26 protein-coding genes are annotated in these 26,370 nt (G+C 60.1%); 17 read left to right on the forward strand and 9 right to left on the reverse strand.

Translation table 11 applies throughout. The features are described 5' to 3' along the window. Positions 1-199 precede the first annotated feature (199 nt). From AB4N41_RS13610 to AB4N41_RS13625, 4 genes are all read left to right on the forward strand, one after another. Positions 200-1,231 (forward strand): amino acid ABC transporter substrate-binding protein, encoded by a 1,032-nt coding sequence (locus AB4N41_RS13610; RefSeq protein ID WP_252877489.1) that lies wholly within the window; start codon positions 200-202, stop codon positions 1,229-1,231. A gap of 66 nt (positions 1,232-1,297) precedes the next feature. Next, on the forward strand, positions 1,298-2,479 hold the full coding sequence (locus tag AB4N41_RS13615; RefSeq protein ID WP_252877490.1) for an amino acid ABC transporter permease: 1,182 nt from the start codon (positions 1,298-1,300) through the stop codon (positions 2,477-2,479). Between the two features lie 10 nt (positions 2,480-2,489). Then, a complete protein-coding gene (locus tag AB4N41_RS13620) occupies positions 2,490-3,584 on the forward strand; it encodes an amino acid ABC transporter permease (RefSeq protein WP_016771582.1) in 1,095 nt (364 codons plus the stop codon). A 13-nt stretch (positions 3,585-3,597) separates the two neighbouring features. Beyond that, positions 3,598-4,362, forward strand: a complete 765-nt coding sequence (locus tag AB4N41_RS13625; RefSeq protein ID WP_016771581.1) for an amino acid ABC transporter ATP-binding protein — start codon at positions 3,598-3,600, stop codon at positions 4,360-4,362. 57 nt (positions 4,363-4,419) lie between these two features. On the opposite strand, the gene AB4N41_RS13630 is transcribed toward AB4N41_RS13625, so the two are convergent. Further along, positions 4,420-4,908, reverse strand: a complete 489-nt coding sequence (locus AB4N41_RS13630; protein WP_150636205.1) for a type II toxin-antitoxin system MqsA family antitoxin — start codon at positions 4,906-4,908, stop codon at positions 4,420-4,422. Next, on the reverse strand, positions 4,905-5,216 hold the full coding sequence (locus AB4N41_RS13635; protein WP_071174464.1) for a type II toxin-antitoxin system MqsR family toxin: 312 nt from the start codon (positions 5,214-5,216) through the stop codon (positions 4,905-4,907). The genes AB4N41_RS13630 and AB4N41_RS13635 overlap by 4 nt, the downstream gene beginning before the upstream one ends. 166 nt (positions 5,217-5,382) lie before the next feature. Between AB4N41_RS13635 and AB4N41_RS13640 the strand changes: the two genes are divergently transcribed. The 5 genes from AB4N41_RS13640 to AB4N41_RS13660 all read left to right on the forward strand — a co-directional run bounded on the left by AB4N41_RS13640 (position 5,383) and on the right by AB4N41_RS13660 (position 9,360). Further along, positions 5,383-6,042: a FadR/GntR family transcriptional regulator gene (locus tag AB4N41_RS13640; protein WP_095180430.1), complete on the forward strand. Its 660-nt coding sequence runs from the start codon at positions 5,383-5,385 to the stop codon at positions 6,040-6,042. Next, the gene (locus AB4N41_RS13645) at positions 6,032-7,336 is read left to right on the forward strand and encodes a CynX/NimT family MFS transporter (RefSeq protein ID WP_252877491.1); all 1,305 of its coding nucleotides are present in this window, start codon (positions 6,032-6,034) and stop codon (positions 7,334-7,336) included. Before AB4N41_RS13640 ends, AB4N41_RS13645 begins: the two co-directional genes overlap by 11 nt. Positions 7,337-7,526: 190 nt before the next feature. After that, positions 7,527-7,997: a nuclear transport factor 2 family protein gene (locus AB4N41_RS13650; protein WP_041479505.1), complete on the forward strand. Its 471-nt coding sequence runs from the start codon at positions 7,527-7,529 to the stop codon at positions 7,995-7,997. 40 nt (positions 7,998-8,037) lie between these two features. Further along, positions 8,038-8,340, forward strand: a complete 303-nt coding sequence (locus AB4N41_RS13655) for a GIY-YIG nuclease family protein (RefSeq protein ID WP_039759190.1) — start codon at positions 8,038-8,040, stop codon at positions 8,338-8,340. Between the two features lie 84 nt (positions 8,341-8,424). Next, positions 8,425-9,360, forward strand: a complete 936-nt coding sequence (locus AB4N41_RS13660; RefSeq protein ID WP_252877492.1) for a glutathione S-transferase family protein — start codon at positions 8,425-8,427, stop codon at positions 9,358-9,360. 83 nt (positions 9,361-9,443) lie between these two features. Here the strand turns inward: AB4N41_RS13660 and AB4N41_RS13665 are convergent, their stop codons facing one another. Together AB4N41_RS13665 and yejK are read right to left on the reverse strand one after the other, a co-directional pair. Next, the gene (locus AB4N41_RS13665) at positions 9,444-9,794 is read right to left on the reverse strand and encodes a glutaredoxin family protein (RefSeq protein ID WP_095180435.1); all 351 of its coding nucleotides are present in this window, start codon (positions 9,792-9,794) and stop codon (positions 9,444-9,446) included. Next, a complete protein-coding gene (gene yejK, locus AB4N41_RS13670; protein WP_039759184.1) occupies positions 9,794-10,798 on the reverse strand; it encodes a nucleoid-associated protein YejK in 1,005 nt (334 codons plus the stop codon). The genes AB4N41_RS13665 and yejK overlap by 1 nt, the downstream gene beginning before the upstream one ends. Positions 10,799-11,283: 485 nt before the next feature. On the opposite strand from yejK, the gene AB4N41_RS13675 reads away from it, so the two are divergent. Beyond that, positions 11,284-11,565: an HU family DNA-binding protein gene (locus AB4N41_RS13675; protein ID WP_003221909.1), complete on the forward strand. Its 282-nt coding sequence runs from the start codon at positions 11,284-11,286 to the stop codon at positions 11,563-11,565. Positions 11,566-11,759: 194 nt separating this feature from the next. Here AB4N41_RS13675 and rlmF read toward each other — a convergent pair whose 3' ends face one another. The 5 genes from rlmF to AB4N41_RS13700 all read right to left on the reverse strand — a co-directional run bounded on the left by rlmF (position 11,760) and on the right by AB4N41_RS13700 (position 18,428). Then, positions 11,760-12,779: a 23S rRNA (adenine(1618)-N(6))-methyltransferase RlmF gene (rlmF, locus tag AB4N41_RS13680; protein WP_016771571.1), complete on the reverse strand. Its 1,020-nt coding sequence runs from the start codon at positions 12,777-12,779 to the stop codon at positions 11,760-11,762. 233 nt (positions 12,780-13,012) lie between these two features. After that, positions 13,013-15,859 (reverse strand): valine--tRNA ligase, encoded by a 2,847-nt coding sequence (locus AB4N41_RS13685; protein WP_041479508.1) that lies wholly within the window; start codon positions 15,857-15,859, stop codon positions 13,013-13,015. Positions 15,860-16,053: 194 nt separating this feature from the next. Further along, on the reverse strand, positions 16,054-16,440 hold the full coding sequence (locus tag AB4N41_RS13690) for a hypothetical protein (RefSeq protein WP_056783087.1): 387 nt from the start codon (positions 16,438-16,440) through the stop codon (positions 16,054-16,056). 8 nt (positions 16,441-16,448) lie between these two features. Then, entirely contained in the window at positions 16,449-16,877 is a 429-nt protein-coding gene (locus AB4N41_RS13695) for a DNA polymerase III subunit chi (protein ID WP_056783088.1), read from the reverse strand. Positions 16,878-16,937: 60 nt separating this feature from the next. Continuing rightward, the gene (locus tag AB4N41_RS13700) at positions 16,938-18,428 is read right to left on the reverse strand and encodes a leucyl aminopeptidase (protein WP_150636214.1); all 1,491 of its coding nucleotides are present in this window, start codon (positions 18,426-18,428) and stop codon (positions 16,938-16,940) included. 296 nt (positions 18,429-18,724) lie between these two features. On the opposite strand from AB4N41_RS13700, the gene lptF reads away from it, so the two are divergent. The 7 genes from lptF to recO all read left to right on the forward strand — a co-directional run bounded on the left by lptF (position 18,725) and on the right by recO (position 26,344). Further along, positions 18,725-19,846 (forward strand): LPS export ABC transporter permease LptF, encoded by a 1,122-nt coding sequence (gene lptF / locus AB4N41_RS13705; RefSeq protein WP_016771566.1) that lies wholly within the window; start codon positions 18,725-18,727, stop codon positions 19,844-19,846. Further along, complete coding sequence (gene lptG / locus AB4N41_RS13710; RefSeq protein WP_150636216.1) at positions 19,839-20,900, forward strand: LPS export ABC transporter permease LptG; 1,062 nt, start codon at positions 19,839-19,841, stop codon at positions 20,898-20,900. Before lptF ends, lptG begins: the two co-directional genes overlap by 8 nt. A 173-nt stretch (positions 20,901-21,073) precedes the next feature. Next, positions 21,074-22,870, forward strand: coding sequence for a translation elongation factor 4 (gene lepA / locus AB4N41_RS13715; protein ID WP_016771564.1), 1,797 nt, complete (start codon positions 21,074-21,076; stop codon positions 22,868-22,870). 9 nt (positions 22,871-22,879) lie between these two features. Further along, the gene (gene lepB, locus AB4N41_RS13720) at positions 22,880-23,734 is read left to right on the forward strand and encodes a signal peptidase I (RefSeq protein ID WP_056783094.1); all 855 of its coding nucleotides are present in this window, start codon (positions 22,880-22,882) and stop codon (positions 23,732-23,734) included. Between the two features lie 169 nt (positions 23,735-23,903). Beyond that, the gene (gene rnc, locus AB4N41_RS13725; protein ID WP_024011703.1) at positions 23,904-24,593 is read left to right on the forward strand and encodes a ribonuclease III; all 690 of its coding nucleotides are present in this window, start codon (positions 23,904-23,906) and stop codon (positions 24,591-24,593) included. Continuing rightward, positions 24,586-25,488, forward strand: coding sequence for a GTPase Era (gene era / locus AB4N41_RS13730; protein WP_016771562.1), 903 nt, complete (start codon positions 24,586-24,588; stop codon positions 25,486-25,488). Before rnc ends, era begins: the two co-directional genes overlap by 8 nt. 166 nt (positions 25,489-25,654) lie before the next feature. Then, positions 25,655-26,344, forward strand: coding sequence for a DNA repair protein RecO (recO, locus tag AB4N41_RS13735; RefSeq protein WP_056783095.1), 690 nt, complete (start codon positions 25,655-25,657; stop codon positions 26,342-26,344). Positions 26,345-26,370: the final 26 nt, after the last annotated feature.

Here is a 26,370-nt window from a genome sequence, read left to right on the forward strand (position 1 = left end):
CGAACGTGAAAGGGCTACAGCCCGTTCGGCCGATTGGTGAGAAGTGAGTGATCCATGATGTGGATTTTCTCCTACTAGACTCATAGCGAAGGTCTTACGTCGGTTGACCCCAAAAAAAGCCAACACGGGTCAACAACGCCTCAAAAGGGTGCGACTGGACTCAAGCTCCGACACAACAAGAGCAAAACTGGAGGTTTGAATGAAGATGTTGAAATCCACTCTGGCGGTCGTGACTGCTGCAGCAGTACTCGGCGTCAGCGGGTTAGCTCAGGCGGGTGCAACCCTGGATGCGGTACAGAAAAAAGGTTTCGTGCAGTGTGGCGTGAGCGACGGTCTGCCGGGCTTCTCGGTACCGGATGCGACCGGCAAGATTCTCGGCATCGACGCCGACGTCTGCCGCGCTGTGGCCGCAGCCGTTTTCGGCGACGCCAACAAGGTCAAGTTCAGCCAGTTGAACGCCAAGGAGCGCTTCACCGCGCTGCAGTCCGGCGAGATCGACATCCTATCGCGCAACACCACCATGACCAGCTCCCGTGACGCGGGCATGGGCCTGAAATTCCCGGGCTTCATCACCTACTACGACGGCATCGGCTTCCTGGTAAACAACAAGCTGGGCGTGAAAAGTGCCAAAGAGCTCGACGGCGCTACCATCTGCATCCAGGCCGGTACCACCACCGAGCTGAACGTTTCCGACTACTTCCGTGGCAACGGTCTGAAATACACCCCGATCACCTTCGACACCTCCGATGAAAGCGCCAAGTCGCTGGAATCCGGTCGTTGCGACGTGCTGACCTCCGACAAGTCCCAGCTGTTCGCCCAGCGCAGCAAGCTGGCCTCGCCGAAGGACTACGTGGTTCTGCCGGAAACCATTTCCAAAGAACCACTGGGTCCGGTCGTACGTAACGGCGACGACGAGTGGCTGGCCATCGTGCGTTGGGTCGGCTACGCGCTGCTCAATGCCGAAGAAGCCGGCATCACTTCGAAGAACGTCGAAGCTGAAGCCAAGTCCACCAAGAACCCGGACGTGGCCCGTATGCTCGGTGCTGACGGCGAATACGGCAAAGACCTGAAACTGCCGAAAGACTGGGTTGTGCAGATCGTCAAGCAGGTCGGCAACTACGGCGAAATCTTCGAGAAAAACCTCGGCAAGAGCACTCCGCTGGAAATCGACCGTGGCCTGAACGCCCTGTGGAACAACGGCGGCATTCAGTACGCACCACCAGTGCGCTAATGGTTCTATCGCCCGGCGGGCCAACCGCCGGGTGATGTTCTTGTTCCATTTCTTCCGGGGCACTTCATGCAAAATTCAATCGGCGCACCAAAGCAGAGGCTCAGCCTCAGCGATCCACGAGTGCGTGCGTGGCTATTCCAGATCATCACCGTTGTGGCGGTGGTCTCGCTTGGCTGGTACCTGTTCGACAACACGCAAACCAACCTTGAGCACCGGGGTATCACTTCCGGTTTCAGCTTTCTGGAGCGTAGTGCCGGGTTCGGCATCGCTCAAACCCTGATCGACTACACCGAAGCGGACAGCTACGCGCGGGTGTTTGTCATCGGCCTGCTCAACACCCTGTTGGTGACCTTTATCGGCGTGATCCTGGCGACGATCCTCGGTTTCATCGTCGGCGTGGCGCGGCTGTCGCAGAACTGGATCATCGCCAAACTGGCGACGGTGTATGTGGAAGTGTTCCGCAACATTCCGCCACTGCTGCAGATCCTGTTCTGGTACTTCGCGGTGTTCCTGACCATGCCGGGGCCGCGCAACAGCCACAACTTCGGCGACACCTTCTTCGTCAGCAGCCGTGGCCTGAACATGCCGGCCGCACTCGCCGCTGACGGCTTCTGGGCGTTCGTGATCAGCATCGTGCTGGCCATCGTCGGCATCGTGCTGATGTGCCGCTGGGCCAACAAGCGTTTCGAAGAAACCGGCGTACCGTTCCACAAGTTCTGGACCGGCCTGGCAATTGCGCTGGTGATCCCGACCTTGTGCGCGCTGATCTTCGGCGCTCCGTTGCATTGGGAAATGCCCGAGCTCAAGGGCTTCAACTTTGTCGGTGGCTGGGTGCTGATCCCGGAACTGCTGGCGTTGACCCTGGCGCTCACTGTGTACACCGCAGCGTTTATCGCCGAGATCGTGCGTTCCGGGATCAAGTCGGTCAGCCACGGTCAGACCGAAGCGGCGCGTTCGCTTGGCCTGCGCAACGGCCCGACCCTGCGCAAGGTGATCATCCCGCAGGCCCTGCGCGTGATCATTCCGCCGCTGACCAGCCAATACCTGAACCTTGCGAAGAACTCCTCGCTGGCAGCCGGTATCGGTTACCCGGAAATGGTTTCGCTGTTCGCTGGCACCGTGCTCAACCAGACCGGGCAGGCCATCGAAGTGATTGCCATCACCATGAGCGTGTACCTGGCGATCAGTATCAGCATTTCCCTGCTGATGAACTGGTACAACAAGCGCATTGCGCTGATCGAGCGGTAAGGAAAAGCGCATGAGTACTCATACTTTCAAACCCGACATGCCTCCACCGAACAGCAGTATCGGCGTGGTGGCGTGGATGCGCGCGAACATGTTCTCCAGCTGGCTCAACACCCTGCTGACGCTGTTTGCGTTCTATCTGATCTACCTGGTCGTGCCACCGATCCTCAGCTGGGCGATCGTCGACGCCAACTGGGTCGGCACCACCCGCGCCGACTGCACCAAGGAAGGCGCCTGCTGGGTGTTCATTCAGCAGCGTTTCGGCCAGTTCATGTACGGCTACTACCCGACCGAGCTGCGCTGGCGCGTTGATCTGACCGTGTGGCTGGCGGTCATTGGCGCAGCACCGCTGTTCATCTCGCGCGTGCCGCGTAAAGCGGTGTACGGCCTGAGCTTCCTGGTGCTGTACCCGATCATTGCCTTCACTTTGCTGCATGGCGGTTTCGGAATGACCACCGTGCCGACCAGCCAGTGGGGCGGCCTGATGCTGACCCTGGTGATCGCCACCGTCGGCATCGCCGGAGCATTGCCGCTGGGCATCGTGCTGGCGCTGGGACGGCGTTCGAACATGCCGGCGATTCGTGTGGTCTGCGTGACCTTCATCGAGTTCTGGCGCGGCGTGCCGTTGATCACGGTGCTGTTCATGTCCTCGGTAATGCTGCCGCTGTTCCTGCCTGAAGGCATGAACTTCGACAAGCTGTTGCGGGCGCTGATCGGCGTGATCCTGTTCCAGTCGGCGTACGTCGCCGAGGTGGTGCGTGGCGGTCTGCAAGCGATTCCCAAAGGGCAGTACGAAGCGGCTGCGGCGATGGGCCTCGGTTACTGGCGTTCGATGGGCCTGGTGATCCTGCCGCAAGCCCTGAAGCTGGTAATCCCGGGCATCGTCAACACGTTCATTGCGCTGTTCAAGGACACCAGCCTGGTGATCATTATCGGCCTGTTCGACCTGCTCAACAGCGTCAAGCAAGCCGCCGCCGACCCGAAATGGCTGGGCATGGCCACCGAAGGCTACGTGTTCGCCGCCCTGGTGTTCTGGATTTTCTGTTTTGGTATGTCGCGCTATTCCATGCATCTGGAACGCAAGCTCGACACTGGCCACAAGCGTTAGGAGTTCTCTGTAAATGAGCGAAGCAATCAAAAAGCCTGTGGGTCCGGAAGGCATCATCCAGATGCAGGGCGTGAACAAGTGGTACGGCCAGTTTCACGTGCTGAAAGACATCAACCTCAATGTCAAACAAGGCGAGCGTATCGTCCTGTGCGGCCCGTCGGGTTCCGGCAAATCGACGACGATTCGTTGCCTTAATCGCCTGGAAGAACACCAGCAGGGCCGCATCGTCGTCGACGGCGTGGAACTGACCAACGACCTCAAGCAGATCGAAGCGATCCGCCGCGAAGTCGGCATGGTGTTCCAGCACTTCAACCTGTTCCCGCACCTGACCATTTTGCAGAACTGCACGCTGGCGCCGATGTGGGTGCGCAAGATGCCCAAGCGCAAGGCCGAAGAAATCGCCATGCATTACCTGGAGCGCGTACGCATTCCGGAGCAGGCGCACAAATATCCGGGGCAGCTTTCCGGCGGTCAGCAACAGCGTGTGGCGATCGCCCGCGCCTTGTGCATGAAGCCGAAAATCATGCTGTTCGACGAGCCGACTTCAGCGCTTGACCCGGAGATGGTGAAAGAGGTTCTGGACACCATGATCGGTCTGGCCGAAGACGGCATGACCATGCTCTGCGTGACCCACGAAATGGGCTTCGCCCGCACCGTGGCCAACCGCGTGATCTTCATGGACAAGGGCGAAATCGTTGAGCAGGCCGCGCCGAACGACTTCTTCGACAATCCGCAGAATGATCGGACCAAGTTGTTCTTGAGTCAGATTTTGCATTGATGCCCGTCAGGCACTGAAACAAACCCGGACTCAGTTCCGGGTTTGTTTTATCTGGGCTCATCTGGCCAGAACAGGTTCCCGCTCCGGGTAACGAGTTTCCAGAAGTTGTTTGAGACCGTCGTCTGCGTGAAGTGCCTGAATTTCCTCTAGCAGATCGGGATGACGATCCAGAAGCCGCATCAGTGTGAACAACGGCTGCGGCGGAGCCAGTTCGCCGCGTTCATATCGTGAAAACGCATTATGCCCACCTCCTGACAGCCACTTCACCGCACTTCTTTGAGTGAGATGGAGCTTTCGGCGAATACGCTTCATTTCGGTACCGATCAGCCGAAGTACGTCTTCGAGTAATTGATCGCCGGCATCTACGTAGCGCTCGGCACTGTCGGTACCACTGTCAAAAATGATTTCGCCACAGACCCTGCACTCCCAGCCGGCGAGAAGGTGTACGGGCCGCGAAAACTGTTTGTAATTGACGTCGAGACTGCGATCTTGAAAGTGGTGCATTGCGTGTTCGGTGCCGCAACTCAGGCATTGCCTCTTGCTCATGTGTTTTTCTCCTTGAAGGAGATCACCGGAGAACCACCGCTCGTGCAGTAGGTCACTTTGATATAGATCTCCCGATTTCGAAACGATACGTGATAGACGTCGTGCCAGTTACGATGGTTGGAATAAGAGGTCATGGATTTGTAGAGCATCCGCCGCTCAAGCGTTGCCACAACCTGCATCATCACTTTCCATGACATGCCCATGTCCCGGCCTGTCTCAAGTGCATAACGTGTAAAGGCTTCTTTGCCTCGTCTAATTACTTCGGCCTTCACGACTGCCAAGTCGTAATGGGGTGTGTTCTTTTCCATAAGAAGCCAAAACCCTGTCCCTGAAATTACCCTTAAAGGGTAATTTTGACCAATCGAAAATGCCGCTCCATGTGTCTCCGATTGACCCTAGGTGGTTGCCGTCCTACATGGGTCTGACTAACATGTCGGAAAATTCATCCTATGATTGGATGAAAAGGTGGGTTTCATGTCCGACATTTCCCCTTTGATCAAGCGGTCCCTAGTCGATCAGGCTTTGGATCAACTGCGTCAGCGCATCAACAGCGGTGCGTGGCAAGTCGGCGAGCGTCTGCCGACCGAGCCTGAGCTGTGCGCCGAGCTGGGCATCAGCCGCAACACGGTGCGTGAGGCGATGCGTGTTCTGGCGTTCTCGGGATTGATCGAAATTCGCCAGGGTGACGGCAGTTATCTGCGCGCCGTGGTCGATCCGCTGGATACGCTGAAGGCGTTGTCCCGCTGTTCCCTGGAGCAGGCTCGGGAGACCCGACACATCCTTGAAGTCGAGGCCATCGGCCTGGCGGCGTTGCGTCGTACCGATGACGATCTGGCGGCGCTGCGTGAAGCGCTCGGCACCAGCGGCAGCCACTACCACGGCGATCTCGACACCTATATCGCCTGCGATCTGGTGTTCCATCGCCGACTGGTCGACGCCGCGCACAACCCGACCCTCAGCGAGCTGTATCGCTACTTTTCCAGCATCGTCGGCGCGCAATTGCGCCAGACCCTGAATATCTCCCCGCGCCGTCAGGAAGTGTTCGATCTGCACATCGACTTGCTCGATGCGGTCGAGCAACGCGACCCGGAGCGGGCCAAAGCCTTGTCGAGGCAGTTGATCAATGAACCTTGAAACCGAGAAATCCATGTCCCGCAATGAGTTATCCACAGCGTCGAAACGCTCGCCCGAACTGGAGGAATTGCTGATCGATGCCGAGGCTGATGACGAGCAGGTCCAGCAAAGCCACCCATTGGTAAAACGCCCGTGGCTGTTGCTGCTCGGGTTGATTCTGGTGGCGCTGAACCTGCGCCCGGCGTTGTCGAGCATGGCGCCGTTGCTCAGCGAGGTCTCCAGCAGTCTCGGACTGTCTGCGGCGCAGGCGGGATTGCTGACCACGTTGCCGGTGCTGTGCCTGGGCCTGTTTGCGCCGCTGGCGCCGATTCTGGCGCGGCGTTTCGGTGCTGAGCGGGTGGTGTTGGGGATTCTGCTGACGCTGGCCGGCGGGATTATCCTGCGCAGTAATTTCGGCGAGATCGGCCTGTTTGCCGGCAGCGTGCTTGGGGGCGCCAGCATCGGCATCGTCGGCGTGCTGCTGCCGGGCATCGTCAAGCGCGACTTCGCCAAACACGCCGGGACCATGACCGGCGTCTACACCATGGCGCTGTGCCTGGGCGCAGCGATGGCGGCGGGTTCGACCGTGCCGCTGAGTGAACACTTCGGCAACAGCTGGGCGATGGGCCTGGGGTTCTGGGTGATTCCGGCATTGGTGGCCGCGGTATTCTGGCTGCCACAAGTCGGCTCCAAACATGGCGCACACAACGTCGCCTATCGCGTGCGCGGGTTGCTGCGTGATCCGCTGGCCTGGCAGGTGACCTTGTACATGGGCCTGCAATCGTCGCTGGCCTACATCGTGTTTGGCTGGTTGCCGTCGATCCTCATCGGGCGCGGGCTGACACCGACCCAGGCCGGATTGGTGCTGTCCGGTTCGGTGATCATTCAACTGGCCAGTTCGCTGGCCGCGCCGTGGCTGGCGACCCGGGGCAAGGATCAGCGCCTGGCGATTGTCGTGGTCATGGCGCTGACCCTGGCCGGCCTGTTCGGCTGCCTGTACGCACCGATCGAAGGTCTGTGGGGCTGGGCGATTCTGCTCGGACTGGGGCAGGGCGGCACGTTCAGTCTGGCCCTGACCCTGATCGTGCTGCGCTCGCGCGATTCCCATGTCGCGGCGAACCTGTCGAGCATGTCCCAGGGTTTTGGCTACACGCTGGCGTCCATGGGGCCGTTTGCCGTGGGCGTGGTGCATGACTGGACCGGCGGCTGGAATGCCCTGGGCTGGATCTTCGGCGTTATCGGCGCTGGTGCGATCCTGGCCGGGCTGGGTGCCGGGCGGGCGTTGTATGTGCAGGTGCAAAGCGAAAAGATCTGAATGCACTGGGTGCAAATGTGGGAGCGAGCCTGCTCGCGAAAGCGGTGTTTCGGTCAACATGGATGTTGAATGTTGAATTGCCTTCGCGAGCAGGCTCGCTCCCACAAGGGTTTTGCGTATTGCCGATAGTGTTTCTGCGCGCGGCAGATTATGGTGCTGGCAATCTGTACCTATTTCCTTGGAGATTGCCTTGAGCGAAGCCCATAGCGCCCTGATCACCCGCTTCTACCAAGCCTTTCAGCGCCTCGACGCCGAGGCCATGGCGGCCTGCTACACCGATGATGTGGTCTTCAGCGATCCGGCCTTCGGCGAGTTGCGCGGGCGCGATGCCGGCGACATGTGGCGCATGCTGACTACCCGCGCCAAGGATTTTTCCCTGACTTTTGACAATGTCCGCGCCGACGAGCGCACCGGCGGCGCGCATTGGGTGGCGACTTACCTGTTCAGTCAGACCGGCAACGTCGTGGTCAACGACATCCAGGCGCGCTTCGTCTTCCGGGACGGCAAGATCTGTGAGCACCACGACCACTTCGATCTGTGGCGCTGGTCGCGGCAGGCGTTGGGTTTCAAAGGCCTGCTGCTGGGCTGGACGCCGCTGGTGCGCAACGCGGTACGTGCCCAGGCGCGCAAGGGACTGAAGGCATTTCAGGCCGGGCGCTGATAAGATCGCCGCCTGTTTTCCTACACGTTCAGATCCCGAAGTGACCAGCCTTAGCGAACAATCCGTCGATGCTGCCGAACCAGTGAGTAAATCCTGGTTCGTCTACCTCGTGCGTGCCGCCAATGGCTCGTTGTATTGCGGAATCAGCGACGACCCCGTACGCCGTTTCGCCAAGCACCAGAGCGGCAAGGGAGCGCGGTTCTTTCTTTCCAGCCCCGCGATGGCCCTGGTCTACACGGAACTGTGCCGCGACAAAAGCGATGCTTTGCGCCAGGAACGGCTGATCAAAAAGCTCAAGAAGAGCGCCAAGGAATGCCTGGTCGCGTCTTATCAATCTGACTGATTGGTTCCCATCAGGCAGATCGGTAGGCCTGTCAGGCAATGCGCGCTAAGCTGCGGATTCACTTTTCCAGCGGCGGAGCCGAGCATGTCCGAGTTGATTCTGCACCATTACCCGACCTCTCCATTTGCCGAGAAGGCGCGCCTGCTGCTGGGCTTCAAAGGCCTGTCCTGGCGTTCGGTGCATATTTCCCCGGTGATGCCCAAGCCTGATCTGACGGCATTGACCGGTGGCTACCGCAAGACCCCAGTGTTGCAGATCGGTGCCGACATCTATTGCGACACCGCACTGATCGCTCGACGCCTGGAGCAGGAAAAAGCCCTGCCGGCGTTCTTTCCCGAAGGCCAGGAAATGACCAGCGCCAGTTTTGCGGCGTGGGCCGACTCGGTGGTGTTTCAGCACGCGGTGAGCCTGGTGTTCCAGCCAGAATCGGTAGCCGTGCGTTTCGGCAAATTGCCGCCGGAAGCGATCAAGGCCTTCCTGGCCGACCGCGCCGGGTTGTTCAGCGGTGGCAGCGCCACGCGTCTGTCCGCCGAGCAGGCCAAGCATCAGTGGCCGACGATCATGGCGCGGCTGGAGCAACAGTTGCAGCGCGAGCAGGGCGACTTCCTCTTCGGCGAGCCATCGATTGCCGACTTCGCCCTGGCGCATCCGATGTGGTTCCTCAAGGCGACCCACGTCACGGCGCCGCTGGTGGATGAATATCCGGCGGTTGCGGCGTGGCTGGGTCGGGTGCTGGGGTTCGGCCATGGCGCAGCGAGCGAGATGTCCTCTGCCGAGGCATTGGAGGTCGCGCGTAACGCGACGCCAGCGGCATTGCCGGATGAGCGGTTCGTTGATCCGAACGGCTTCAAGACGGGACAGCAAGTGGCAATTGCCGCTATCGATTACGGCGTTGATCCGGTGGTGGGCGAGCTGCTGTTTGCTGGCAGTGAAGAGCTGATCATTCGCCGTGAAGACGAACGTGGCGGCGTGGTGCATGTGCACTTTCCGCGTTTTGGTTTCCGTATCGAAGCGCGCTAAAAGCAAAAGATCGCAGCCTTCGGCAGCTCCTACACCGATCTCATGTAGGAGCTGCCGAAGGCTGCGATCTTTTGATCTTGATTTTATTTCAGGGCAGCGAGGATTTCGTCGGGATCGAACCCGCGAATCAACGTGCCGTTCACATCGATCAGCGGAATCCCGCGTCCACCCAATGCTTCATACGCCTTGCGCGCTTCAACATCTTTCTCGATGTCGAACTCCTTGAACGGTATGCCCTTGCTGTCGAGAAAGCGTTTGGTCTGTTTGCAGTAGCCGCACCAGTCGGTGGCATAAAGCACGACATTGGCTTGCGCCCGGGTCTGCGGCGAGACCATTTGCGCGGGATTGAACACCCGCTCGATCTTGCCCCAGTTCTGATAGACCACGACCACCAGCAATACCAGGGCGACCTTTTTCAGCACATTGCCGAGCATCAGTTACGCCGCTTCAACTGATCGGTCAGCGAAGTCGGCAGGCCTTTGATGATCAGGGTGCCGTTCTCTTCGTCGTACTCGATCTTCGAGCCCAGCAGGTGCGCTTCGAAGCTGATCGACAAACCTTCGGCGCGGCCGGTGAAACGACGGAATTGATTGAGGGTGCGCTTGTCTGCCGGAATCTCTGGCGACAGGCCATAGTCCTTGTTGCGGATGTGATCGTAGAAGGCTTTCGGGCGTTCTTCGTCGATCAGCTCCGACAGCTCCTCAAGACCCATCGGTTCGCCGAGCTTGGCCTGGCTGCTGGCATAGTCAACCAGGGTCTTGGTTTTCTCGCGGGCCGAGTCTTCCGGCAGGTCTTCGCTCTCGACAAAGTCACTGAAGGCCTTGAGCAGCGTGCGCGTCTCGCCGGGGCCGTCGACGCCTTCCTGGCAACCGATGAAGTCGCGGAAATACTCCGAGACCTTCTTGCCATTCTTGCCCTTGATGAACGAGATGTACTGCTTGGACTGCTTGTTGTTCTGCCACTCGGAAACGTTGATCCGCGCGGCCAGATGCAACTGGCCAAGGTCGAGATGGCGCGAGGGCGTCACGTCGAGCTCGTCGGTCACCGCCACGCCTTCGCTGTGGTGCAGCAGGGCGATCGCCAGGTAGTCAGTCATGCCTTGCTGATAGTGGGCGAACAGCACGTGGCCACCCACCGACAGGTTGGATTCTTCCATCAGTTTCTGCAGATGCTCGACCGCCACTTTACTGAACGCGGTGAAGTCACGGCCGCCTTCCATATACTCCTTCAGCCAGCCGCTGAACGGGAATGCGCCGGATTCCGGATGGAACAGGCCCCAGGCTTTGCCCTGTTTGGCGTTGTAGCTTTCGTTGAGGTCGGCGAGCATGTTTTCGATGGCTGCGGACTCGGCCAGTTCAGAGTCACGGGCGTGCAGAACTGCGGGCGTGCCGTCGGGTTTTTTGTCGATCAGGTGGACGATGCAATGACGGATCGGCATGGGCTTCTCGGCTGTTGGAAGGGAGGAGGGCAGGCTCCCCCGAAAAAGCGCTCAGTGTAACCGAATCTCCGGCCGAGGCTCTGCGTAGGAGCTGCCGAAGGCTGCGATCTTTTGATCTTGTTTTTGAAAAAGCAAAGTCCAAAGATCGCAGCCTTCGGCAGCTCCTACAGGGGGGCCAAGGCTTAAATCGGCGCAAGCGGCCGGCCTTAAGCGGTTTTTTACCGATTTAGCGCAATAAAGCTGACCAAATGGGTAGCTAGAGGCGGATATTTCCTTGTCGCTGTGCTAGTTTTGCCCGGTCTTACGCGAAGTCACTGCGTTAAGCGTGCATTCAGCATTTGTCAGGTCGAACCAAACCCTGATTTCGGCATCTATAACCCGACTCGTCGTGGTTATCGCCGAGGGTGCCAGATCCAGAAGATCGGGCTCGATGGCTGACACTGCACTCTGCAATCCATATGAATTTGATAGGGAAGGAACACTACATGGCTCTTACTAAAGACCAACTGATCGCCGACATCGCTGAAGCTATCGACGCGCCGAAAACCACCGCGCGTAACGCTCTGGACCAACTGGGCCAAATCGTTGCCGATCAGCTGGAAAACGGCGGCGAAATCACCTTGCCAGGTATCGGCAAGCTGAAAGTGACCGAGCGTCCTGCCCGCACTGGCCGTAACCCTTCGACTGGCGCTGCCATCGAAATCCCTGCAAAGAAAGTGATCAAGCTGGTTGTGGCCAAAGGCCTGACCGACGCTGTGAACAAGTAAGACGCAGCGATAAAAAAACCGTGCTTCGGAGTGATCCGGGGCACGGTTTTTTTGTGTCTGTGATTTAGCGACTGAATCGCAGGGCCAATGTGGGAGCGAGCCTGCTCGCGAAAGCGGTAGGTCAGTCGATATTGAAGCTGACTGACGCGCCGCTTTCGCGAGCAGGCTCGCTCCCACAGGGGATCTGCTGTGTGTTAGCGAACCCAGCGCTCACGCCGCCAGATCTGCTGCTCGGACTTGGTCTGGAAGGTCCAGGCGACAAAGCGGCTCTGCTTCTGGCCCTGCGACATCTCCACGACCTGGCTCTCCAGCACGCCGGCCTTCTTCAGTGCCGTCTCGATGGCCGGCAGGTTCGAGGCCTTCGACACCAGTGTGCTGAACCACAACACCTTGTGCTGGAAGTTCGCACTTTCGGCAATCAACTGCGTCACAAAGCGCGCTTCACCGCCTTCACACCACAGCTCCGCCGATTGCCCGCCGAAGTTCAGCACCGGTAGCTTGCGTTTCGGGTCGGCCTTGCCCAAGGCGCGCCACTTGCGCTCGCTGCCCTTGGTCGCTTCTTCCATCGAAGCGTGGAACGGCGGGTTGCACATGGTCAGGTCGAAACGCTCGCCCGGCTCCAGCAAGCCAATGAGGATGTGCTTGCGGTTTTCCTGCTGGCGCAGCTGGATCACCTTGCTCAGATCGTTGGACTGCACGATGGCTCGCGCCGCCGCCACGGCTGTTGGGTCGATCTCCGAGCCGAGGAAGTGCCAACGGTATTCGCTGTTGCCGATCAACGGATAAACGCAGTTGGCGCCCATGCCGATATCCAGCACATTGACGATCGCGCCGCGCGGGACCTTGCCGTCGTTCATGCTCGCCAGCAGGTCGGCGAGAAAGTGCACATAGTCGGCACGCCCCGGAACAGGAGGGCAAAGATAGTCCGCCGGGATGTCCCAATGCTGGATGCCGTAGAACGCCTTGAGCAGCGCCCGATTGAACACACGTACCGCGTCGGGGCTGGCGAAGTCGATGCTTTCCTTGCCGTACGGGTTGGTGATCACGTACTTGGCCAGTTCCGGCGTGGTCTTGATCAGCGCCGGAAAGTCGTAACGACCCTGATGGCGATTGCGCGGATGCAGGCTGGCCTTCTCGCGCGGCTCGACGGCTTTGCTCGGGGAGGCGGCGTCAGGCTTCTTGCGCGCAGGTTTGGGTGTGCGGGGGGCGGTCATGGGCGTGGTCGATTCGGGTATGGCTGAAAGTGGCGGGCATTGTCCCACATCTGAAGGCAACACCGTTCAAACTGTGGGAGCGAGCCTGCTCGCGAAGGCGGTTTCACATCCGGCAGATTTGTCGGCTGACACAGCGCTTTCGCGAGCAGGCTCGCTCCCACAGGGGACTCAAGGTTTTTCAGGAATAAAAAAGGGAGGCCACCTGGGCCTCCCTTTTTCAGTGCGGTTTGCCGTTACAGACTGGCAATCCGCGCATGCTGCTCGGCCAGTTTGCCCAGGGCCTGTTCGGCCTCGGCCAGTTTGGCGCGTTCCTTCTCGATGACTTCGGCCGGGGCCTTGTCGACGAAACCTGCGTTGGACAGCTTGCCGCCAACGCGCTGGACTTCGCCCTGCAGACGCAGGATTTCCTTGTCCAGACGCGCCAGTTCGGCGCCCTTGTCGATCAGACCGGCCATCGGCACCAGCACTTCCATCTCGCCGACCAGTGCGGTAGCGGACAGCGGTGCTTCTTCGCCAGCGGCGAGTACGGTGATCGATTCCAGACGCGCCAGCTTCTTCAGCAGCGCTTCGTTCTCGGTCAGGCGGCGCTGGTCGTCAGCGCTGACGTTCTTCAGGAAGATCGGCAGTGGCTTGCCCGGGCCGATGTTCATCTCGCCACGAATGTTGCGCGTGCCGAGCATCAGTTCCTTGAGCCATTCGATGTCGTTTTCCGCCGCCGGATCGATGCGCTCTTCGTTGGCCACCGGCCAAGGCTGCAGCATGATCGTCTTGCCCTGGATGCCGGCCAGCGGCGCGATGCGCTGCCAGATTTCTTCAGTGATGAACGGCATGAACGGATGCGCCAGACGCAGCGCCACTTCCAGCACGCGTACCAGCGTCCGGCGAGTGCCGCGCTGACGTTCGACCGGTGCGTTCTCGTCCCACAGCACAGGCTTGGACAGTTCCAGATACCAGTCGCAGTACTGGTTCCAGATGAACTCGTACAACGCTTGCGCGGCGAGGTCGAAACGGAACTGATCCAGTTGGCGGGTCACTTCGGCTTCGGTGCGTTGCAGCTGCGAGATGATCCAGCGATCAGCCAGCGACAGCTCGTAGGCTTCGCCGTTCTGGCCGCAGTCTTCGCCCTTGTCCAGAACGTAACGCGCGGCGTTCCAGATCTTGTTGCAGAAGTTGCGATAGCCTTCGACGCGACCCATGTCGAACTTGATGTCGCGACCGGTCGAGGCCAGCGAGCAGAACGTGAAGCGCAGGGCGTCGGTGCCGTAGCTTTCGATGCCATTGGCGAATTCTTCGCGGGTGGCTTTCTCGATCTTCTTCGCCAGTTTCGGTTGCATCAGGCCCGAAGTGCGCTTCTGCACCAGGGTTTCCAGGTCGATGCCGTCGATGATGTCCAGCGGGTCAAGGACGTTGCCCTTGGACTTGGACATCTTCTGGCCTTGGCCGTCGCGTACCAGACCGTGTACGTACACAGTCTTGAACGGAACCTGCGGCGTGCCGTCTTCGTTCTTCATCAGGTGCATGGTCATCATGATCATCCGGGCAACCCAGAAGAAGATGATGTCGAAACCGGTGACCAGCACGTCGGTGGAGTGGAATTTCTTCAGGAACTCGGTCTGCTCAGGCCAGCCCAGCGTGGAGAAGGTCCACAGGCCGGAACTGAACCAGGTGTCGAGTACGTCATTGTCCTGTTGCAGCGCAACGTCCGGGCCGAGGTTGTGCTTGGCACGCACTTCGGCTTCGTCGCGACCGACGTAGACCTTGCCCGACTCGTCGTACCAGGCCGGAATCCGGTGGCCCCACCACAGCTGACGGCTGATGCACCAGTCCTGGATGTCGCGCATCCACGAGAAGTACATGTTTTCGTACTGCTTGGGCACGAACTGGATGCGACCGTCTTCAACGGCAGCAATCGCCGGCTCGGCCAGCGGCTTGGTCGATACGTACCACTGGTCGGTCAGCCACGGCTCGATGACCGTGCCGGAGCGATCGCCTTTCGGCGTTTTCAGATTGTGATCGTTGACACTCACCAGCAGGCCGGCGGCGTCGAACGCGGCAACGATCTGCTTGCGCGCTTCGAAACGTTCCAGGCCAGCGAACTCGGCCGGAATCTTGCCGTCGATGCTCTCGTTCAGCGTGCCGTCGAGGTTGAACACCTGAGCGGCAGGCAGCACGTTGGCGTTCTTGTCGAAGATGTTCAGCAGCGGCAGGTTGTGGCGCTTGCCGACTTCGTAGTCGTTGAAATCGTGGGCCGGGGTGATTTTCACGCAGCCGGTGCCGAATTCAGGGTCGCAATAATCGTCGGCGATGATCGGGATGCGGCGGCCAACCAGTGGCAGCTCGACGAATTTGCCGATCAGCGCTTTGTAGCGTTCGTCGTTCGGGTTAACCGCGACGGCGGAGTCACCGAGCATGGTTTCCGGACGGGTGGTGGCGACGATCAGGAAGTCATCGCCCTCGGCGGTTTTTACACCATCGGCCAATGGGTATTTCAGGTTCCACAGGAAGCCTTTCTCTTCGTGGTTTTCCACTTCGAGGTCGGAAATCGCCGTGTGCAGTTTGGTGTCCCAGTTGACCAGACGCTTGCCGCGGTAGATCAGGCCGTCTTCATGCAGGCGCACGAAAGCTTCCTTGACCGCTTCCGAGAGGCCGTCGTCCATGGTAAAGCGCTCGCGGCTCCAGTCGACGGACGAGCCGAGGCGGCGGATCTGCCGGCTGATGTTGCCGCCGGACTGATCTTTCCATTCCCAGACTTTCTCGAGGAATTTTTCCCGGCCCAGATCGTGACGATTCTGGCCCTGGGCTTCGAGTTGGCGCTCCACCAGCATCTGCGTGGCGATACCGGCGTGGTCGGTGCCCGGCTGCCACAGGGTGTCGCGACCCTGCATGCGGCGGAAACGGATCAACGCGTCCATGATCGCGTTGTTGAAACCGTGACCCATGTGCAGGCTGCCGGTGACGTTCGGCGGCGGGATCATGATCGTGTAGGACTCGCCCGCGCCTTGCGGGGCGAAGTAGTTCTCGGACTCCCAGGTCTTGTACCAGGAAGTTTCAATGGCGTGCGGCTGGTAGGTCTTATCCATGCGCGGCGGGACCCTATTGGCATTTATTCAGGAAAAGCCGGGAAGTATAGCGGGGCGTGGTGCCGAGGGCGAGCGGGGGAGGTCGGGCGGAGATCTAAATGTAGGAGCTGCCGAAGGCTGCGATCTTTTGATCTTGTTTTTTGTGAAAGCAAAGTCAAAAGATCGCAGCCTTCGGCAGCTCCTACACCAGCGGCTTATTCGTACTGGCTGAGCAGCCGCTCCATCCGCGCATCCAGGCGGCGTTTGATTTCGGTTTCGATGTGCGGGGCGAAGTCGTCGATCACGTCTTGCATGATCAATTGCGCGGCGGCGCGCAGTTCGCTGTCCAGGTGCAGGAGAGCGTCGGGACCTTTATCGACCGGTGCGGCAGCCGGGGCAGCCGGCGGCGCTGGTGGCGGCTCGACGGCCGCCGGCTGATTGCCGACGGAATCGAACAGCATCGGAATCTGTTCCTGTTCGCCGTCATCGACCGTATCGGTCAACAGCGGCGGTTGCAGGTTGTCATCGCCGAGCAACTGGCGGATCGATTCGAGATCGTCCAGCAGGTGTGCGGATTTCTGTTGCGGTTTCGGAGTGTCCATTGGAATGCTCAGAGTCGCTGTAAACGGTGGTCTTGCAGAGAATAGCCCTGTTCGCGGTAGAAACGGAAACTCTCCCGCGCCGCTGCGCGGATGGTGGGATCTTCCACCACCACTTCCGCCACGCGGGCGAATTTGCTGGCGAAGGCCGGGACTTTCAGATCGAGATTGACCAGCAGATCCTGGTGCTCACCGCAGTCTGCCCCGTGTCCCAGCACGATCAAACCGTCGGGCTCACTGTCGGCAGGGCCGTGAGGCACGAAACTTTCGCCCTTGAATGCCCACAGACGCGCATCGAGATCGTCACGTTGGGCCGCATCGCTGCAATGCAGGTAGATGCGATGGCCCATGCGCCAGGCTTTCTCGGTGAGCTTGCAGGCGAAATCCAGACGCGCTGAAGGATCGGCGCTGGGCAGGATATAGAAGTCGACTTTGGTCATTGCGGTTCCAGAGCGGCAAGCGGCGTCACCCGAAAGTGGCGCCGCCGCCCATCAGCGGTGTCAGGCTTTGGCGCGATCGAGCAGGTACTGGGTCAGCAGCGGAACCGGACGGCCAGTGGCGCCCTTGTCCTTGCCGCCGCTGGTCCATGCCGTGCCGGCGATGTCCAGGTGCGCCCAGTTGAGGTTCTTGGTGAAGCGCGACAGGAAGCAGGCGGCAGTGATGGTGCCGGCCTTCGGCCCGCCAATGTTGGCGATGTCGGCGAACGGGCTGTCCAGCTGCTCTTGATACTCGTCAAACAGCGGCAGTTGCCAGGCGCGGTCGTCGGCAGCCTTGCCGGCGCTGAGCAGTTGGTCGATCAGTTCGTCGTTGTTGCCCAGCAGGCCGGACGTGTGTGCGCCCAGGGCCACCACGCAAGCACCGGTCAGGGTGGCGATGTCGATCACCGCTTGTGGCTTGAAGCGCTCGGCGTAGGTCAGCGCATCGCACAGCACCAGACGGCCTTCGGCGTCGGTGTTGAGGATTTCCACGGTCTGGCCGCTCATGGTGGTGACGATGTCGCCCGGACGGGTCGCATTGCCGCTCGGCATGTTTTCGGCGCAGGCGAGGATGCACACCAGATTGATCGGCAGTTTCAGCTCAAGCACGGCGCGCAATGTGCCGAACACGGAGGCAGCGCCGCCCATGTCGTACTTCATCTCGTCCATGCCGGCGCCCGGCTTCAGGCTGATGCCGCCGGTGTCGAAGGTGATGCCCTTGCCGACCAGCGCGTATGGCTTCTCGGATTTCTTGCCACCGTTGTATTGCATGACGATCAGGCGCGGCGGCTGGGCGCTGCCCTGGCCCACAGCGTAGAACGAACCCATTCCCAGAGACTTGATCTTCTTCTCGTCGAGCACTTCGACTTTCAGATCCTTGAACTCTTTGCCCAGGTTCTTGGCCTGTTCGCCCATGAACGTCGGGTGGCAGATGTTCGGTGGCAGGTTGCCCAGATCGCGGGTGAACGCCATGCCGTTGGCGATGGCGGTGGCGTGGTTCACGGCGCGCTGCACTTCGGCCTGCGCAGCCTTGATGGTCAGCAGGGTGATTTTCTTCAGAGCGCGCGGTTCGGCTTTCTGGCTCTTGAACTGGTCGAAGGTGTAGCCGCCGTCGACCAGGGTTTCCGCCAGCAGGCGGGTCTTGCCGTAGCTGTCGCGACCTTTGACGATGACTTCATCCAGCGCCAGTACGGCATCGCCGCCGCCCAGGCCTTTGAGGGTGTTGAGGATGCCGGCAACGATTTTGCGGAACGGACGGTCGCCCAGTTCCTCGTCCTTGCCCACGCCGACCAGCAACACGCGCTCGGCTTTCAGGTTCGGCAGGCTGTGCAGCAGCAGGCTTTGACCGACCTTGCCGGCCAGGTCGCCACGCTTGAGCACGGCGCTGATGGCACCACCGCTCGACTCGTCGACCAGTCTGGCGGCGACACCGAGTTTGCGGCCTTCGCCGACGGCAACCACCAGGGTGGCGGTTTTCAACGTTTCTGGGCTAACGCTTTTTACAACCAGTTCCATGTCCGGATCCCTGAATGAATGGTCAACACGCAGGCGTTCGACGCTGTTCGCAGTCGCCTGCTTATAGATAGAAGAGGCGCAGGCCAAAGCCTGCGACAAGGGCCGCAGTTTGAACCTCGCTCCCCGCGCCTGACAACCCTCAGCAAAGGATTACAGAGATGGATGAGTGTGCGCAGTGACAGGCGCACCCAATCACAGGATAATGCCGCATCTTTTTTCGACCGCTCTGCATGGCGGGCCGGTCGATGTGTTTGCTTGTTTGGCCGCCTTAGCCTGACAACCCTGGAGTGTCTGGTTTGATCGTCTTCCGTTATCTGTCCCGCGAAGTCCTGTTGACCCTTAGCGCCGTAAGTGCCGTGCTGCTGGTCATCATCATGAGCGGTCGCTTCATCAAATACCTGGCGCAGGCTGCGGCCGGTCAGCTCGATCCGGGCTCGCTGTTCCTGATCATGGGCTTTCGTCTGCCGGGTTTCCTGCAACTGATTCTGCCGCTGGGCCTGTTCCTCGGGATCCTGCTGGCCTACGGTCGCCTGTACCTTGAAAGCGAAATGACCGTGCTTTCGGCCACCGGCATGAGCCAGCAGAAGCTGTTTCGCATGACCCTGTTTCCGGCGACGCTGGTGGCACTGGTGGTCGCGTGGCTGAGCCTCGGCCTGGCTCCGCAGGGCGCCAACCAGTTTCAGCTGCTGCTGAACAAGCAGGACGCGCTGACCGAGTTCGATACCCTCGAGCCGGGCCGCTTCCAGGCCCTGCGTGATGGCACTCGGGTGACCTACACCGAAACCCTGAGCGACGATCGCGTCAATCTCGGCAGCGTGTTCATCTCGCAGAAGAACCTCGGTGCCGATAAGAAGGACCGCGGGATTTCCGTACTGGTGGCCGAGTCGGGCCGTCAGGAAATCCGCCCCGATGGCAATCGCTACCTGATTCTCGACAACGGCTATCGTTATGACGGCAGCCCCGGGCAGGCCGATTACCGCGCCATCCATTACGAAACCTACGGCGTGCTGCTGCCCAAGCCGGACGTCAGCGAAGAAGTCACCGATCGCGATGCGATGCCGACCTCGTCCCTGTGGGGCAGCGACGACATTCGTTCGAAAACCGAACTGCAATGGCGTATGTCGCTGCCGTTGCTGGTGTTCATCGTGACCCTGATGGCGGTGCCGCTGTCGCGGGTGAATCCGCGCCAAGGGCGTTTTCTCAAGCTGCTGCCGGCGATTCTTCTTTATATGGCTTACCTGACCATCCTGATTGCCGCTCGCGGCGCCCTTGAAAAAGGCAAGATCCCGCCGGCCCTCGGTCTGTGGTGGGTACATGCGATCTTCCTGGTGATCGGCCTCGGCCTGCTTTACTGGGAGCCGCTGCGCCTGAAACTGGCCAGCCGTCGCAGCGCCGCGCTGGAGGTGGCCCGTGGTTAAACTCGACCGCTACATCGGCAGCAGCGTGTTCATGGCGATCATCGCCGTGCTGGCGATCATCCTCGGCCTGGCGACGCTGTTTGCCTTCATCGATGAAATGGGCGACGTCAGCGACACCTACACCCTGGTCGACGTGCTCGGTTTTGTATTGCTGACCGCACCGCGCCGGCTGTATGAAATGTTGCCGATGGCCGCATTGATCGGCTGCCTGATCGGTCTCGGCAGTCTGGCCAGCAGCAGTGAGCTGACGGTCATGCGCGCTGCTGGCGTGTCGATCGGCCGTATCGTCTGGGCTGTGATGAAGCCGATGCTGGTGCTGATGCTCGCCGGCGTGCTGATCGGCGAATACGTCGCCCCGGCCACCGAAAGCATGGCCCAGGCCAATCGCTCGCTGGCCCAGGGCAGCGGCGATGCGCAAAGCGCCAAGCACGGTATGTGGCACCGTCAGGGTGAAGAATTCATCCACATCAACGCGGTTCAGCCGAACGGTCTGTTGTACGGCGTGACGCGCTATCACTTCGACAAGGAGCGCCATCTGCTCAGCTCCAGCTTCGCTAAGAAGGCCGAGTTCGACGGCAGCAAGTGGCAGCTCACCGACGTTGCCACCACGCTGTTCCATGAGCGCAGTACTGAAGTGGTCAACAGTCCGAGCGAGGAGTGGGACGTGGCGTTGAGCCCGCAGCTGCTCAGCACCGTGGTGATGGCGCCGGAATCGCTGTCGATCAGCGGTCTGTGGGGCTACATCCACTATCTGGCGGAGCAGGGCCTGAGCAATGGTCGCTACTGGCTGGCATTTTGGGTCAAGGTGTTGCAGCCGCTGGTGACCGCCGCGCTGGTGCTGATGGCGATCTCGTTCATCTTCGGCCCACTGCGCTCGGTGACCCTTGGTCAGCGGGTCTTCACTGGCGTGCTGGTGGGCTTCACCTTCCGCATCGTCCAGGATCTGCTGGGGCCATCGAGTCTGGTGTTCGGTTTCTCGCCGCTGTTTGCGGTGCTGGTGCCGGCCGGCGTGTGTGCGCTGGCGGGTGTCTGGCTGCTCAGGCGAGCGGGCTGATGAACAAGCTTTCATTCAGCGCTTGAACCCTGAAAACGCCTCGGTCGCCAGACCGGGGCGTTTTTGCATGCGATCCGGGTGACAGGCGAACGTGACGCTTGCGCCGTGTATCAGGTACAATTCCCGGCTATTTTTCGGCGGGCCAAGCCTGCAGCCTTTTTGAGTGTTGATCCGTGAGTGATTTGAGTCATATCCGCAATTTCTCCATCATCGCCCACATTGACCATGGCAAGTCGACGCTGGCTGACCGTTTCATCCAGATGTGCGGCGGCCTGGCCGAGCGTGAAATGGAAGCCCAGGTACTGGATTCCATGGATCTTGAGCGTGAGCGCGGGATCACCATCAAGGCCCACAGCGTTACCCTCTATTACAAAGCCAAAGACGGCATCACCTACCAGCTGAACTTCATTGACACCCCGGGCCACGTCGACTTCACCTACGAAGTCAGCCGTTCCCTGGCCGCGTGCGAAGGTGCCTTGCTGGTGGTCGATGCGGGGCAGGGCGTAGAAGCCCAGTCCGTGGCCAACTGCTACACCGCCATCGAGCAGGGCCTGGAGGTCATGCCGGTACTGAACAAGATCGACCTGCCACAGGCCGAGCCGGATCGCGTCAAGGACGAGATCGAGAAGATCATCGGCATCGACGCCACCGACGCCGTTACTTGCAGCGCCAAGACCGGCCTGGGTGTCGACGAAGTGCTCGAGCGTCTGGTGCACACCATTCCTGCGCCGACCGGCAACATCGAAGATCCGCTGCAAGCGTTGATCATCGACTCCTGGTTCGACAACTACCTGGGCGTTGTTTCCCTGGTACGCGTGCGCCACGGCCGTGTGAAGAAGGGCGACAAGATTCTGGTCAAGTCCACCGGCAAGGTGCACCTGGTCGACAGCGTCGGCGTGTTCAACCCGAAACACACCGCCACCGTTGATCTGAAGGCCGGCGAAGTGGGCTTCATCATCGCCAGCATCAAGGACATTCACGGTGCGCCGGTTGGTGACACCCTGACCCTCAGCTCCACCCCTGATGTGCCGGTGCTGCCGGGCTTCAAACGCATTCAGCCACAGGTTTACGCCGGTCTGTTTCCGGTCAGTTCCGACGACTTCGAGGATTTCCGCGAAGCGCTGCAGAAGCTGACCCTGAACGACTCGTCGCTGCAGTACACCCCGGAAAGCTCCGACGCCCTGGGCTTTGGCTTCCGTTGCGGCTTCCTCGGCATGCTGCACATGGAAATCATCCAGGAGCGCCTCGAGCGCGAATACGACCTGGACCTGATCACCACCGCGCCGACAGTAATTTTCGAGCTGGTGCTGAAAACCGGTGAAACGATTTACGTCGACAACCCGTCGAAGCTTCCGGATGTGTCGGCGATCGAGGACATGCGCGAGCCAATCGTGCGCGCCAATATCCTCGTACCGCAGGAACACCTGGGCAACGTGATCACCCTGTGCATCGAGAAACGCGGCGTTCAGGTCGACATGCTGTTCCTCGGCAATCAGGTGCAAGTGACCTACGACCTGCCGATGAACGAAGTGGTCCTGGACTTCTTCGACCGTCTCAAATCCACCAGCCGCGGCTATGCTTCGCTGGACTACCATTTCGATCGTTACCAATCGGCTAATCTGGTGAAACTGGACGTGCTGATCAACGGCGACAAGGTCGATGCCCTGGCATTGATCGTGCACCGTGACAATTCGCACTTCAAAGGTCGCCAGTTGACCGAGAAGATGAAAGAACTGATTCCTCGTCAGATGTTCGACGTGGCGATTCAGGCCGCCATCGGTGGTCAGATCGTGGCCCGGACAACCGTCAAGGCGCTCAGAAAGAACGTATTGGCCAAATGCTACGGCGGTGACGTCAGTCGTAAGAAGAAGCTGCTCGAGAAGCAGAAGGCCGGTAAGAAACGCATGAAACAGGTGGGCAACGTGGAAATTCCACAGGAAGCCTTCCTCGCCGTGCTCAGGTTGGAATAATCAGGTCCTATGTCGCTAAATTTCCCGCTGTTGCTGGTCATCGCCGTGTTCGTCTGCGGCCTGTTGGCGTTGATTGATCTGCTGTTCCTGGCACCGCGTCGGCGGGCTGCCATTGCCTCTTATCAAGGCAGTGTCAGCCAACCCGAGCCTGTGGTGGTCGAGAAGCTGAACAAAGAGCCGCTGCTGGTTGAATACGGCAAGTCGTTCTTTCCGGTGCTGTTCATCGTGCTGGTGCTGCGTTCGTTCCTGGTGGAGCCGTTCCAGATTCCGTCCGGCTCGATGAAACCGACCCTGGATGTCGGCGACTTCATTCTGGTGAACAAGTTTTCCTACGGCATCCGTCTGCCGGTGATCGACAAGAAGATCATCGAAGTCGGTGACCCGCAGCGCGGCGATGTGATGGTGTTCCGCTACCCGAGCGACCCGAACGTCAACTACATCAAGCGTGTGGTGGGCCTGCCGGGTGACACTGTGCGTTACACCGCCGACAAGCGTCTGTTCGTCAACGGTGAGTCGATCGCCGAGAAGATGGCCGGCGCCGAAGCAGGTTCGCTGGGCAGCGCGGAGCTCTATCAGGAAAAACTCGGCGCAGCCGAGCACCTGATCCGCAAGGAAATGAGCCGCTACCGCGCCACTCCGGATCGTTCGTGGACGGTGCCTGCCGGGCACTACTTCATGATGGGCGACAACCGCGACAATTCGAACGACAGCCGCTACTGGGATGATCCGAACATTCCCAAGGATCTGCTGGGCATGGTTCCCGACAAGAATATTGTCGGCAAGGCCTTCGCGGTCTGGATGAGCTGGCCAGAGCCGAAACTCAGCCACCTGCCGAATTTCTCGCGGGTCGGCCTGATCAAGTAATCAAACACGGCGCTGTTGACCACAGCGCCGAATGCATTTCTGGAGCCGGCACAATCGGCTTCGCAATCGCCAGGATCTATTTTTTGAACACAGCGTTAATTGTCCCAGGCCTGCGCCGTACCCCGGCGATGGCAGTGGAAACCAGCCACGAACTCAGCGTGGGTAAACCGTGAGCGTTTCTCTAAGCCGTCTCGAGCGCCAGCTCGGTTACACCTTCAAGGATCAGGAGCTGATGCTGCTGGCCCTCACGCACCGCAGTTTTGCCGGGCGCAACAACGAGCGTCTGGAATTCCTCGGTGATGCCATCCTCAACTTCGTCGCTGGCGAGGCGCTGTTCGATCGCTTCCCGCTGGCCCGCGAAGGCCAGTTGTCGCGTTTGCGCGCGCGGCTGGTAAAAGGTGAGACGCTGGCCGTACTGGCTCGCGGTTTCGACCTCGGTGATTATCTGCGCCTGGGTTCGGGTGAACTGAAGAGCGGTGGTTTCCGCCGTGAATCGATTCTGGCCGATGCCCTCGAAGCATTGATTGGCGCGATCTACCTCGATGCCGGCATGGACGTCGCCCGCGAGCGCGTACTGGCGTGGCTGGCCGGCGAATTCGAAGGCCTGACGCTGGTCGACACCAACAAGGATCCGAAAACCCGCTTGCAGGAACACCTGCAATCGCGCGGTTGCGAACTGCCACGCTACGAAGTGGTGGATATCCAGGGCGAACCGCACTGCCGTACCTTCTTCGTCGAATGCGAAGTGGTCTTACTGAATGAAAAAAGCCGAGGTCAGGGTGTGAGCCGTCGTATTGCCGAACAGGTAGCGGCCGCCGCAGCACTGATTGCCCTGGGCGTGGAGAATGGCAATGACTGATACAAACGCAACTCGCTGTGGCTACGTTGCCATCGTCGGCCGTCCCAACGTCGGCAAGTCGACGCTGCTCAACCACATCCTCGGGCAGAAGCTCGCGATCACCTCGCGCAAGCCGCAGACTACCCGCCACAACATGCTCGGGATCAAGACCGAGGGCGACGTCCAGGCGATCTACGTCGACACTCCGGGCATGCACAAGGGTGGCGAAAAGGCCCTGAACCGTTACATGAACAAAACCGCTTCGGCGGCGTTGAAAGACGTCGACGTGGTGATCTTCGTCGTCGACCGCACCAAGTGGACCGACGAAGACCAGATGGTGCTCGAGCGTGTGCAATACGTGACCGGCCCGCTGATCGTCGCGCTGAACAAGACCGATCGCATCGAAGACAAAGCCGAGCTGATGCCGCACCTGAGTTGGTTGCAGGAACAGCTGCCAAATGCGCAGATCATTCCGATTTCCGCGCAGCACGGGCACAACCTCGAAGCGCTGGAAAAGGTCATCGCCGATCACCTGCCGGAGAATGATCACTTCTTCCCGGAAGACCAGATCACCGACCGCAGCAGCCGTTTCCTTGCCGCCGAACTGGTGCGCGAGAAAATCATGCGCCAGATGGGTGCCGAGCTGCCGTACCAGATCACCGTCGAAATCGAAGAATTCAAGCAGCAGGGCAAGACCCTGCACATCCACGCGCTGATTCTCGTCGAGCGTGACGGCCAGAAGAAAATCATCATTGGCGACAAGGGCGAGCGCATCAAGCGCATCGGCACCGAAGCGCGCAAGGACATGGAGCTGCTGTTCGACTCCAAGATCATGCTCAACCTGTGGGTCAAGGTGAAGGGCGGCTGGTCCGATGACGAGCGCGCGCTGCGTTCGCTGGGTTATGGCGATCTGTAAGTAGCGATCTCGAAAACACCGCTACTCACTGTGGGAGCGAGCCTGCTCGCGAAGAGGATGTAACATTCAGCATTGATGTTGACTGTCACTCCGCTTTCGCGAGCAGGCTCGCTCCCACAGTGGTTTTGGGTTGTATGTAAAACCGCGTTTCTTCATCGAGAACTCAATGTCGCAAAACCCGCCTCCCGCCCAACCCGCCTATGTCCTGCATTCGCGCGCCTATCGCGAAACCAGCGCACTGGTCGATTTCCTCACGCCGCAAGGTCGGCTGCGGGCGGTGTTGCGCAGCGCGCGGGGCAAGGCCGGGACGCTGGCGCGGCCGTTCGTGGCGCTGGAGGTCGAGTTCCGTGGCAAGGGCGAGCTGAAGAATGTCGGGCGCATGGAGAGTTCTGGCACCTCTGCGTGGCTCAATGGCGAGGCGCTGTTCAGCGGCCTCTATCTCAACGAGCTGTTGATTCGCCTGTTGCCTGCCGAAGATCCGCATCCCGCCGTATTCGACCACTATGCCGCGACCCTCTTGGCGCTGGCCGAAGGTCGACCACTGGAACCGTTGCTGCGCTCTTTCGAATGGCGATTGCTGGATGATCTCGGCTACGGCTTCTCCATGAACACCGATATGCACGGTGAGCCCGTCGCTGCTGACGGCCTCTACCGTTTGCAAGTGGACGCCGGACTCGAGCGGGTGTATCTGCTGCAACCCGGCCTGTTCAACGGTACCGAGCTGCTGGCCATGGCCGAAGCCGACTGGTCGGCGCCCGGTGCGCTGTCGGCGGCCAAGCGTCTGATGCGCCAGGCGCTGGCGGTGCATTTGGGCGGGCGTCCGCTTGTCAGTCGCGAGCTGTTTCGCAAGCCCTGATATGCTGTGCGCCGAATCTCTCAATT

The sequence above is a fragment of the Pseudomonas sp. S2_A10 genome (assembly GCF_054668465.1).